Source organism: Dactylosporangium sp. NPDC006015 (assembly GCF_040614215.1).
GTDB lineage: Bacteria > Actinomycetota > Actinomycetes > Mycobacteriales > Micromonosporaceae > Dactylosporangium > Dactylosporangium maewongense.
This window is the reverse complement of sequence record NZ_JBEXUD010000012.1, coordinates 102,614-113,629: the sequence shown is the minus strand read 5'-3', so window position 1 is coordinate 113,629 and position 11,016 is coordinate 102,614. Positions and strand designations below refer to the sequence as shown.

The following is an 11,016-nucleotide window of genomic DNA, read 5'->3' as shown; positions in this document are numbered from 1 at the left end:
GCAGCGCATTGGAGTACGCACGGCTGGGCCGGACCGGGCTGCGGGTGAGCCGGATCGGGCTGGGCTGCATGAGCTACGGCGTCGCCGCCGCGGGCATGCACCAGTGGACGCTGGACGAGGACGCCGCCGCCCCGTTCTTCCGCCAGGCCGTCGAGCTCGGCGTCACGTTCTGGGACACCGCCAACGTCTACCAGGGCGGCACGTCGGAGGAGTTCGTCGGCCGCGCGATCCGCCGGTTCGCGCGGCGCGAGGACATCGTGCTCGCCACCAAGGTCAGCGGGAAGATGCACGACGGGCCCGGCGGCAGCGGCCTGTCCCGCAAGGCCGTCCTGGAGCAGGTCGACGCGTCGCTACGGCGGCTGGGCACCGACTACATCGACGTCTACTACATCCACCGCTTCGACCCCGAGACGCCGGCCGAGGAGACCATGGCCACGCTGCACACGCTGGTGCAGGCGGGCAAGGTCCGCTACCTCGGCGCCTCGTCGATGTGGGCCTGGCAGTTCGCCAAGCTGCAGCACGTCGCGGTGCTCGGCGGATGGACACCGTTCGCGGCGATGCAGGACCAGTACAACATCCTCAAACGCGAAGAAGAGCGGGACATGATCCCGATGTGCCTCGACCAGGGCGTCGGTCTCACGCCGTATTCGCCGCTCGCGAAGGGCAGGGCGGCGCGGCCCTGGGGCGAGCGGACGGCGCGGTCCACGTCCGACGCCGTCGCCCGGGCGTTCGACCGCGACGTCGACCGGCCGGTCGTCGACGCGATCCAGCGGGTCGCCGAGGCCCGCGAGGTGCCGATGGCACAGGTCGCCCTCGCCTGGCTGCTGACCAGGCCGGTCGTGTCCTGCCCGATCGTGGGTGCGACGAAGCCGCACCACCTGCGCGACGCCGAGGCCGCCCTCGCCCTCGAGCTCACCGCCGACGAGCTCACCGATCTCGAGGCCGCCTACACACCGCAGGACAACTTCTGGTGGTGAGCGCGCCGGCGGCCGGGCGTCAGGCTGCGACGCCCGACGGTGCCTCGGTCCGGTCCGGCTCGGCGCCGCCGACCGCGGGCGGGCGGAGCAGGGCCAGGACCGCCACCCCCGCGACGCCGGCGATGACGGCGCTGATGAGGAAGATCCGGTCGAGGCCGGCGACGTACGCCGCCCGCAGCACGCCGGCCGGCACCTGCCCGACCAGGTCCTGGTAGCCGCCGCCGGTGAGGCGCCGGGCGGTGCCGGCATCGCCGAGGACCTCACCGGCCCGGGCGGTGACGACGGTGGCGAAGACCGGCAGCGCCAGGGCATAGCCGAGCTGGCGGAACGTGTTCGACGCGCCGTTGGCCATGCCCGCCCGGCCGGGTGGCGCGACGGCGAGGGCCGCCGACGCCAGGACCGGCGTGCACAGGCCGACGCCGAGGCCGGACACGCACAGCCCCGGCATGAGCGCCGCCCAGCCCGACCCGGGGCCGGCCAGCATGCACAGCGCGGTGCCGGCGGCGACGAGCAGCAGACCCCACCCGATGCTGTGCCGCGGCGGGACCGCGTGCAGCAGCCGGCCGCCCAGCCCCGCGACCACGAACGCGACGACCGCCATCGGCGCCAGGATCAGCCCCGCCGCCATCGCGCCGAGTCCGAGCACCGACTGCGCCCACAGCGACACGAACACCAGGTTGGCGAACGCCGCCGCGGTCACCGCCGCCGCGCCGAACATCAGCACCGCGAACGACGGGCGGCGGAACAGCGCGAGGTCCAGCATCGGGTCGGTCCGGCGGCGCTCCACCAGCAGGAAGCCGGCGGCCGTCACCGCGCCGGCGGCGAGCACGCCCACGGTCAGCGGGTCGGTCCAGCCGGTGTCGCCGGCGCGGATCAACCCGTACACGCCGAGCGTGGCGGCGGCGGTGAACGTCGCCACACCGGGCACGTCGACCCGCCCCGCCGCCGAGCCGCGGCCGCCGGGCATCGCGACCCGGGCGAGCACCACGGCGACCACGGCCACCGGCAGGTTGACCAGGAAGATCGACCGCCAGCCGACGTGCTCGGTGAGGAACCCGCCGAGGATCGGGCCGGCCGCGGCGGCGGCGCCGTTCGCCGCGCCCCACACGCCGAACGCGACCGACCGGTCCCGGCCCGCGTAGACGACGCCGAGCAGCGCCGCGTTGGTGGCGTACATGGCCGCGGCGCCGGCGCCCTGCACGCCGCGGGCGGCGATCAGCGTCCCGGTGCCGGTGGCGAGACCACACGCGAGGGACGCGGCGGCGAAGACGACGAGGCCGGCGACGAAGACGCGCCGGTGTCCGAGCCGGTCCGACAGCGAGCCGGCCGCCATCAGCAGGGCCGCGAGGACCAGCACGTACAGGTCGACGGTCCATTGCAGGGCGGCGAACGACGAGTGCAGCTCCCGCGCCAGGTCCGGCGCGGCGATGCTGACGATGGTCAGGTCGACCAGCAGCATGAAGGTGCTCAGCGAGACCGCGAGCAGGGGCAACCATTTGCGCATGCCACGACGATGCCCACCGGATCGTCCGGCCGGCGTTTGCGTACAAGAACACGGCGGATTCCGACACGTTGGTACGGTCTGGCGGTGGATCTGGACACGCTCGACCGTCAGGTCGTGCACGCGCTGCAGGTCGACGGGCGGGCGCCGTTCAGCCGGATCGCGGCCGTGCTCGGCGCCTCGGACCGCACGATCGCCCGGCGGTACGGGCGGCTGCGCGAGGCCGGCGCGCTGCGGGTCGTGGGCCTGCCGGACGCCGCGGCCCTCGGCCACGTCGACTGGCTGGTGCGGATGCGCTGCTCGCCCGACACCGCCGTGCCGGTGGCCGCGGCCCTCGCCCGGCGCGAGGACACGTCGTGGGTGACGCTGGTGTCCGGCGGCACCGAGATCACGTGCATCACCCGGACCCGGTCGCAGTCCGCGGACGGCGACCTCCTGCTGCAGAAACTGCCCCGCACGCCACGGATCACGGTCCTCAGCGCGCACTGCATGCTGCGCGGCGTCGCCGGCTTGCACGGCTGGCCCGGCCGCACCGACGCACTGGACCCCGACCAGGTCACGGCGCTGCGCCCGGCGTCACCCGTACCGCTGCAGACACCGCCGACCAGAGCGGACAACGCGCTGCTCGCCGCGCTCGCCAGGGACGGCCGGGCGCCGCTGCCGGCGCTCGCGGCCGCCACGGGATGGTCCGAGACCACCGTCCGGCGGCGGCTGGACGAACTGTGCCGCGGCAACGTCCTGTACTTCGACGTGGAGATCGAGCCGGCGCTGCTCGGCTACCACGCGGAGGCCATGATGTGGCTGACCGTCGCGCCGTCCGCCCTCTCGGCCACGACCCGGGCCCTGGCCACGCACCCGCAGATCGCGTACGCCGCCGCGACGACGGGCCCGGCCAACATCGCGGCGTCGGTGATCTGCCGCGACCTGAACGAGCTGTACGAGTACATCGCCGGGGACATCGGCTCCCTCGACGGCGTGACCTCGGTGGAGACCGCCCCGGTCGTGCGCCGCGTCAAGGCCGGCGGCACCCTGCTGGTGACCTGACGTCCGCACCCTACATGTAACCCGCCCGCCCTCTGCGGTCCACGCCGCCCGACACATCGGCAATCTACGATGTCTCCACACGGCTGCGAGATGAGGTTCTGGCCATGTGGAGATCGCGGCGGATCGCGACGGCAATTGCTCTTACCCTGACCGCGGCCGGTGCCGCCGTGGTCATGACCTCGACCGCGGCGGTGGCCGCGGACCTTTCGGTGAGCCAGGCGCTCGCGGCGCAGGACGGCCGGTCGGCCTCCGTCGTCGGGTACGTCGTCGGGCAGCCGACCGCGACCAGCACCGTGCTGCGGTCCGGGTTCACCGGCGACACGGCCCTCGCCCTCGCCGACTCAGCGAGCGAGACCGGCACCTCGCGGATGCTGTACGTGCAGATCACCGCCGCATACCGGGCGCAGTTCGGGCTGCAGACGAACCCGTCGGTGATGGGCCGCCGGCTCGTCGTCGCCGGGCAGCTGACCGCGTACTTCTCCCACGGCGGCCTGAAGTCCCCGACCTCGATGGCCTTCGCCGGCACCACCCCCACGGGCAGCCCGACCACCGGCCCGACCGGCCCCGTCGAGACCTACTACGCCGCCGCCGCGGGCAAGACCGGCACCGCGCTGCGCAACGCACTGCACGGCATCATCAAGACGCAGACGAAGCTCACGTACGACCAGGTGTGGGACGCCCTGAAGGACACCGACCAGGACCCGAACAACAGCGCCAACGTCATCCTGCTCTACTCGGGCCGGTCGCAGAGCAAGTCGACGAACGGCGGCGGCGCCAACGACTGGAACCGCGAGCACGTCTGGGCCAAGTCCCACGGCGACTTCGGTACCGCCACCGGCCCCGGCACGGACGTCCACCACCTGCGCCCCGAGGACGTGTCGGTCAACTCCGCCCGCGGCAACAAGGACTTCGACCTCGGCGGCTCGGCGGTCAGCGAGGCCCCCGGCTGCCTCACCGACAGCGACTCCTTCGAACCCCGCGCCGCCGTCAAGGGCGACGTCGCCCGCATGATCATGTACATGGCCATCCGCTACGAGGGCGACGACGGCTGGCCCAACCTGGAGATCAACAACTCGACCGCCAACGGCTCCGCCCCCTACATCGGCAAGCTGTCGGTCCTGCTCCAGTGGAACCAGCAGGACCCGCCCGACGCCTTCGAGCGCCGCCGCAACGACCGCATCTACGCCACCTGGCAGCACAACCGCAACCCCTTCATCGACCACCCGGAGTGGGCTGCCGCCATCTGGGGCTGACCCCGCGGCGAAGACGGCCGGTCGCGGAATGCGACCGGCCGTATCCGTCATCCGGCGGCGGGCGGTGTCGCGGCACGGAGGAACCGGGTGCCCCAGTCCCGGAGGTGGTCGGTGAACTCCGGTGGGCTGATCACCTCGAACTCCGCGCCGATGTTGCCCAGCGCCTGGGTGGGCCAGTCCAGGCTGGTCGAGACCATGGTGAGCCGGCAGCACCGACCGTCGACGGCTTCGATCGTGCCCCACTGGCCGACGACCCGGCGGACGTGTTCGGCGGGTGCGTGGACCAGGGCCTGGACGACGTGCCCCGACGGTACGCCGGTGGAGGCGCGCACGAATTGGGCGGCGTCGTCGGCGGGAAGGGACCGCGGGCGGAATTTCGCCCCGGTGCTGTGCGGGTCGGTCAGCCGGTCGAGGCGGAAGCTGCGCCAGTCATGTCGGGTCAGGTCGTAGGCGGCCAGGTACCAGCGGCCGCCGAGCGCGACGAGCCGGTGCGGTTCGACCTCCCGGTCGGTGTCGGGGCCGCCGCGTGCGGCGTAGCGGAACCGCAGCCGCTCCTCGTCCCGGCACGCCTGGGCGATGACCGTGAGCACCTCGGCGGGCACGACCGGCCCCGCGGCCGCGGGCGAGACGGTCATCGCGCGCAACGCGTTCACCCGTGCGCGGAGGCGCGGCGGCAGCACCTGCACCACCTTGGTCAGCGCGCGCACCGCGGCGTCCTCGATCCCGGCGATGCCGCTCTGAGTGGCGTCACCCATGCCGACCGCCAGCGCGACGCCTTCCTCGTCGTCGAGCAGCAGCGGCGGCAGGACCGCACCCGGCGCCAACTGGTAACCGCCGTCGGTGCCGCGGGTGGCGTGCACCGGGTAGCCGAGCTCCCGGAGCCGGTCGACATCGCGGCGCAGGGTGCGTTCCGAGATCCCGAGACGGTCGGACAGATCCGTCCCGGACCAGTGACGATGGGTCTGCAGCAGCGACAGCAGCCGGAGCGTCCGGGAACTGGTGTTGGCCATGCCGCGATCGTTGCACGACTTCCGGTCAGGAACTGGCCGGAAGCCTGGCTACGGTCGATCTCATGATTGCTCGTGAGATTCAGCTGACCAGCCAGATCGCCGGCGTTCCGGGCCGGGACCACTTCACCGTCGTGCAGACCGAGATCGACGGTGAGGTCCTGGTCCGCACCGACCACCTGGGGCTGGCCGCTACCTACCTGGAGCTCATGCGCGCCGACTGCCACCTGCCGATCCCGGCCTGGCAGCCGGGCCGGCGCATCGGCGTGATGGCGCTCGGCACCGTCCTGCGGTCGGACAGCCGGGACCTGCGAGAGGGCGACCTGGTCCAGTCGATGACCGGCTGGGCGACGCATTCCGCCGGGCCGGCCACCTCGTACATCAAACTGGACCGCGACGCGTACCCGGATCCGAGCTATCACCTCGGTCAGGGGCCGACCGCCTACTACGGCATGGCAGAGGTGGCCAAGGTCGGCCGCGGCGACGTCGTGTTCGTGTCCGGCGCGGCCGGCGGCGTCGGCTCGCTGGCCGGGCAGATCGCCCGCAACCTGGGCGCCTCGAAGGTCATCGGCAGCGCGGGCAGCCAGGCGAAGGTGGACTACCTGGTCCAGGAGCTCGGCCTCGACGCCGCCTTCGACTACCGCCAGGACCCGGTCGCGGCGCTGAAGGAGCTCGCACCCGAGGGCATCACGGTCTTCTTCGACACGGTCGGCGGCCCACTGTACGAGGCCGCGCTCGAGGTTGCGGCGCCCGGCGCGCGGTTCGCGCTGTGCGGGTCGCTGTCCACCCAGCTGGGTGCGGCGGCGCAGCGATTCCCCGAGCCCGACCAGGCCGTCGCCGCGGCAAAGGAGGTCGAGCTGCTGCCGTTCTCCTGCCACCACACGCCCGATCAGATCGCCGCATGGCACACCCACTTCCGGGCCTGGCTCGACCAGGACAGCTTCGTCTTCCCGCACACCGTCGTCGAGGCCGGCATCGACGCCGTGCCCGACACCTTCCTGTCACTGCTGCACGGCGCCTACCGCGGCAACGTCTCGGTGCGGCTGACGTGACGCGCCTGTCGCGTCGCGCCCTCAACCGGGCGCTGCTGCAGCGTCAGTTCCTGCTGGAGCGCACCGACCAGGCGCCGCTCGATGTGATCCGGCACCTGGTCGCCCTGCAGGCACAGGAACCGAACTGGCCCTACGTCGGGCTGTGGAGCCGGATCCGTGGGTTCACCCACACCGATCTGACCGGCCTGCTGCTCGACAGGCACGTCGTGCGCTCCAGCCTGCTGCGCAGCACCCAGCACCTCGCCGCGGCCGACGACTTCCGTCGGCTGCGGCCCCTCCTGCAGCCCGTCCTCGACCGCACCGCGAGCTCGCCGTACTTCCGGCGCGACGGCGACCGGCCGCCCACCCGAACGCTCATGGCCGACGGACATGCGCTGCTGGACGCTGGACCGCTCGCCCGCAGAGACCTCGCCCGCGGCCTGTCGGCCCGCCATCCGGGTCGCGACGGGCGGATCCTCGCCGACGAGTTCGAGCTCCGCACCCCGCTCGTCCACGATCCCGCCACCGCGTCCTGGGGCAGCTGGGGCAACCGGTCCTCCGTCATCGTCACCACCGTGCCGACTGACGCCATCGAGACCGCGGCGACGCACGAACTGATCCGCCGCTACCTCGCCGCCTTCGGACCGGCCTCGGTGGCCGACGTCCAGGCCTGGAGCGGGCTGACCCGGCTGAACCGCGTCGTCGCCGAGATGGGCGTCGCACTGCGCCGCTACACCGGACCCGACGGCCAGTCCCTGCTCGACCTGCCGGATGTGCAGTTGCCCGACCCGGACGTCCCTGCGCCCGCGCGTCTGCTGCCCGCCTACGACAACGCCCTACTGGGTCACGCCGACCGCACCCGCATCATCAGTGACGAGGACCGCAGGCAGGTCATGCCGGGCCGAGCCCTGGTGCGCCCCACCATCCTTGTCGACGGCGTCGTCCGTGGCACGTGGTCGTTCACCGACGGCGACATACGGCTCGCGCCCCTTCGCCCGCTCACCGCCGCCGAGCGGCAGGACATCGACGACGAAGCCCACCGGATGTTGCCGTTCCTCACCCATCGGGATCCCCCAGGTCCACAGTGGACCGCAAAGGGGCCGCCCTCGGTGTGAGGACGGCCCCGTCTACAGCAGGAGTGTTACGGCAGCAGCTTCCAGGGGCCCCACTGGTCGCCGGGGGCCTGGTTGCGGGTCCACCACTTGGCTTCGTACTTCTTGCCCTGGTAGAGGACCACGTCGCCGGTGGTGAAGATGCGCGAGGCGGTCCAGATCGCGGTGCCGTCGGGGGCGGTCGAGATCTGCTGCCACGGGCCGTAGGGGTCGCCCGGGGCCTGGTTCTTCGTCCACCAGGTCGCCTGCCAGACCGAGCCCTGGTAGAAGACCTTGTCGCCGGCGTTGTAGACCGTCGAGGCGCTCCACGCCGGGGCCGGCGGCGTCACCGGCGGGTTCAGGCCGATGACGACCGGGTCGTGGTCGGAGGCCGCGAACGGGTCGCCGCCGTTGAACAGCAGCGTGGCGTTGTAGTTGTACCGGCTGTACGCGTAGGCGACCGCCTCCTGCGCGTTGATCTGCCAGACGTCGGCGCCGGTGACCAGCGTGCGGGCGGCCGCGTTGGCCAGCACGTGGTCGAGGGAGCCCTGCAGGCCGTCGAAGGAGTACGTCGACTCGTTCGGGTCGAAGGCCGCACCGAGGTCGGTGTAGCCGGCGTCGTACAGGACGTGCATCGGGTCCTCGTGGGTGTACGAGTTGAGGTCGCCGACGAGGAAGATGCGGTCGGTGCCGATGCTGGTCGCGACCTGGTTGGCGAACGCGACGGTCTCCTCCGCCTCACGGACCCGCGTCGCGTTGAACGAGCCCTGGTTCTTCGCCGGCGAGGACGTGTCCTCGGCGTCGCCCGGGTACAGCGGGTCGCCGCTGCCCTTGGACTTCCAGTGGTTCGTGACGACGAGGAACGCGTCGGCGTCGGTCGCGCCGACCTTCTTGAACGCCTGCGCGAGGGGCTCGCGGGCGATCGAGAACGGCTGGCCGGGGCCGGACGCGGTCGTGAGGATCACCGAGGTGCCGACGAGCGCGATGTCCGCCGGCTTGTAGATGAACGCGCTGCGGATCACGTCCTCTTGCGCGATCGGCGGCAGGACGGCCGGCGACGGCACGTACGCCCACACGGGGCCGCCGGCGGCGGCGTTGAGCGCGTCGACCAGCTGGGCGAGGGCGGCGTCGCGGGGCTTGCCGAACTTCGCCGAGTTCTCGACCTCTTCCAGCGACACGACGCTGGCGCCGAGCCGGTTGATGCCGGTCACGATCTTCGCCTGCTGCCGCTGGAAGCTGGCGTCGTTGGCGGCGCCGCGGACGCCTGCCGCGTTGCCCGGCCCGACGCACTTGTCGACGGCGATGTGGGTGCCGGCCCGGTCGTTGAAGTAGCTGCAGGTGCCGAAGCCCTGCGCGACGTACGACTCGCCGGTCGTCGGGAAGTAGTTCTCGACGTTGAACGTCGCCAGGCGCACCGTGCCACCGACGTTGGCCGGCTGCGCGTTGCCGGTGCGCGTGTCGCTGAACGTCGCGACGGCGGCACCGTTGTCGGTGACCCGCTGCCGCGGCTGGAAATTCCAGAGCGAGAAGCGGTACTCGAGGATCACCGGCTGGTTGAAGGTGACCTTCGACCCGATGCTGACCGCGTTGGTCGGCGTCAGCCACGGCAGCGGAGTGCCCGTGTTGGCGGAGCCGCTGTAGTTGACGCTGGCGCCGTCGTCGAGGGTGATGCTCCGGGCCGCGTTGTCGGCGACCGCGGCGAGCGCCTCGGCGCTGCCCGGCCGGCCCGCGTCGGTCGGCTGGCGCAGCGGCGCGTCACCGGCGGCGAGCGTGAACGAGCCGTACCAGTTGGCGTCGTAGTTGTCCGCGACGGTGAACGTGCCCTGCGGCGCGATCAGCTCACCCTCGTGGGCCTCCTTCTGCGCGGCCGTGGTCAGCGACGCCCACGGGATCGTGCCGGGCGCGACGGCCGGCAGCGGGGTCGCCAGCTGCGTGACCGTCGGCGCGGAGATCTCCGTCGTGCCCTGGAACTCCACGACGTTGCCGGTGACCCGCACGCTGTCGCCGATGTGGACCTGGCCCGCCGCGGCGGAGCCGAAGACGAAGATCGCGTCGGAGGCACCCGGGGTGGCGTCGTCGGCCTCGGCGCCGCCGGACCCGCCCGTCTGCAGGTAGAACCCGTTGAACCCGCCGGTTGCATAGACGGCGGTCACGACACCCTCGGTCGTCACGTTCCGGCCGACCTCCGGCGACGTGTCGGTGTTCGTGCCCTGGATCGCGGCGATCGGCAGCACCGTCGTGGTCGTCGTGACGGTGTACGTGAACGTGGCCGAGCCGCTCGCGCCGCCCGACTCGGTCGCGGTGACCGTCACCGACGCGGTGCCGGCCGCGGTGGGCGTACCTTCGATGACGCCGCCGCTGGAGATCGTGAGGCCGTCGGGCAGGCCCGTCGCGGACCACGTGTAGGGCGCGGCCCCGCCGGACGCACTCAGGGTCAGCGGCGAGATCGCGGTGCCGACCGTGGCGTTCTGGTTGCCGGGGCTGGTGACCGTGACGGTCGCGGTGCCGCCGTCGGACGCCGCGTTCTGCGGCACCGGGGTGGCCGTGCGGAAGTCGGCGCCGTTGTTGTCCGTGTCGGCGCCGGCCGCGTCCCGCTGGTAGCTCAGGACCAGGGAGTTCCCGGTCGAGGCGGTGCCCTCGGGCGCGTTGCTGGTGCCCCAGCCGACGCGGTCGATGACGGCCGCGTCGGTGGGCAGCACGCCGGTGGCGCTGGCCGCGATGTACAGCGTGCCGCCACCGGCGCCCGGGTTGACGCTGGTGCCGGTGAACAGGTCGGGCGTCGGCAGCGGCGCGCCCGGGTTGGTGGTGGCGTTGTTGCCCGGCAGCATGATCAGGAAGTGCCCGTGCGCCGCAACGGCGCCGGTCAGCGTGAACACCTGCGACCCGCTCGGCACGACGGTGCTGGTGGGGGCCCGGTACTGCAGCGTCGTGCCGCTCAGCGGGATCGAGGCGGACGTCGGGTTGTACAGCTCGACGAACTTGTTCAGGTAGCTCGCGCCGGACGAGCCGCCATTGACATATACCTCGCTGATGACCAGACCCGTGCCGGCCGGGTTCGCGGCGGCAGGGTCGGCGAGTAATGGCCAGGCTGCGCCGGCCATGGTAAGGGACA

Annotated in this window: 8 protein-coding genes; 5 read left to right on the top strand and 3 right to left on the bottom strand. The window is 72.5% G+C overall.

Translation table 11 applies throughout. The features are described from left to right. The first annotated feature begins 8 nt into the window (after window positions 1-8). Window positions 9-977, top strand: a complete 969-nt coding sequence (locus ABZ321_RS22985; RefSeq protein ID WP_354894345.1) for an aldo/keto reductase — start codon at window positions 9-11, stop codon at window positions 975-977. Window positions 978-996: 19 nt separating this feature from the next. Here ABZ321_RS22985 and ABZ321_RS22980 read toward each other — a convergent pair whose 3' ends face one another. After that, a complete protein-coding gene (locus ABZ321_RS22980; RefSeq protein ID WP_354894342.1) occupies window positions 997-2,481 on the bottom strand; it encodes an MFS transporter in 1,485 nt (494 codons plus the stop codon). Between the two features lie 84 nt (window positions 2,482-2,565). On the opposite strand from ABZ321_RS22980, the gene ABZ321_RS22975 reads away from it, so the two are divergent. Together ABZ321_RS22975 and ABZ321_RS22970 are read left to right on the top strand one after the other, a co-directional pair. Next, the gene (locus ABZ321_RS22975) at window positions 2,566-3,522 is read left to right on the top strand and encodes an Lrp/AsnC family transcriptional regulator (protein ID WP_354894340.1); all 957 of its coding nucleotides are present in this window, start codon (window positions 2,566-2,568) and stop codon (window positions 3,520-3,522) included. Window positions 3,523-3,626: 104 nt separating this feature from the next. Further along, window positions 3,627-4,775, top strand: coding sequence for an endonuclease (locus ABZ321_RS22970; RefSeq protein WP_354894337.1), 1,149 nt, complete (start codon window positions 3,627-3,629; stop codon window positions 4,773-4,775). Between the two features lie 47 nt (window positions 4,776-4,822). On the opposite strand, the gene ABZ321_RS22965 is transcribed toward ABZ321_RS22970, so the two are convergent. Next, window positions 4,823-5,785 carry a YafY family protein gene (locus tag ABZ321_RS22965; RefSeq protein WP_354894334.1) on the bottom strand — a complete coding sequence of 321 codons (963 nt, stop codon included), beginning with the start codon at window positions 5,783-5,785 and terminating at the stop codon, window positions 4,823-4,825. Between the two features lie 62 nt (window positions 5,786-5,847). Between ABZ321_RS22965 and ABZ321_RS22960 the strand changes: the two genes are divergently transcribed. Continuing rightward, complete coding sequence (locus tag ABZ321_RS22960) at window positions 5,848-6,834, top strand: NADP-dependent oxidoreductase (protein WP_354894331.1); 987 nt, start codon at window positions 5,848-5,850, stop codon at window positions 6,832-6,834. After that, window positions 6,831-7,928, top strand: a complete 1,098-nt coding sequence (locus ABZ321_RS22955; RefSeq protein ID WP_354894328.1) for a winged helix DNA-binding domain-containing protein — start codon at window positions 6,831-6,833, stop codon at window positions 7,926-7,928. The genes ABZ321_RS22960 and ABZ321_RS22955 overlap by 4 nt, the downstream gene beginning before the upstream one ends. 26 nt (window positions 7,929-7,954) lie before the next feature. On the opposite strand, the gene ABZ321_RS22950 is transcribed toward ABZ321_RS22955, so the two are convergent. Continuing rightward, window positions 7,955-11,005 carry an ExeM/NucH family extracellular endonuclease gene (locus tag ABZ321_RS22950; RefSeq protein ID WP_354894325.1) on the bottom strand — a complete coding sequence of 1,017 codons (3,051 nt, stop codon included), beginning with the start codon at window positions 11,003-11,005 and terminating at the stop codon, window positions 7,955-7,957. Window positions 11,006-11,016 lie beyond the last annotated feature (11 nt).

Bases quoted from the DNA above. Each gene is read 5' to 3' on its own strand.
- ABZ321_RS22980 (WP_354894342.1), bottom strand. From the start codon at position 2,481: ATGCGCAAATGGTTGCCCCTGCTCGCGGTCTCGCTGAGCACCTTCATG.
- ABZ321_RS22970 (WP_354894337.1), top strand. From the start codon at position 3,627: ATGTGGAGATCGCGGCGGATCGCGACGGCAATTGCTCTTACCCTGACC.
- ABZ321_RS22965 (WP_354894334.1), bottom strand. From the start codon at position 5,785: ATGGCCAACACCAGTTCCCGGACGCTCCGGCTGCTGTCGCTGCTGCAG.
- ABZ321_RS22960 (WP_354894331.1), top strand. From the start codon at position 5,848: ATGATTGCTCGTGAGATTCAGCTGACCAGCCAGATCGCCGGCGTTCCG.
- ABZ321_RS22950 (WP_354894325.1), bottom strand. From the start codon at position 11,005: ATGGCCGGCGCAGCCTGGCCATTACTCGCCGACCCTGCCGCCGCGAAC.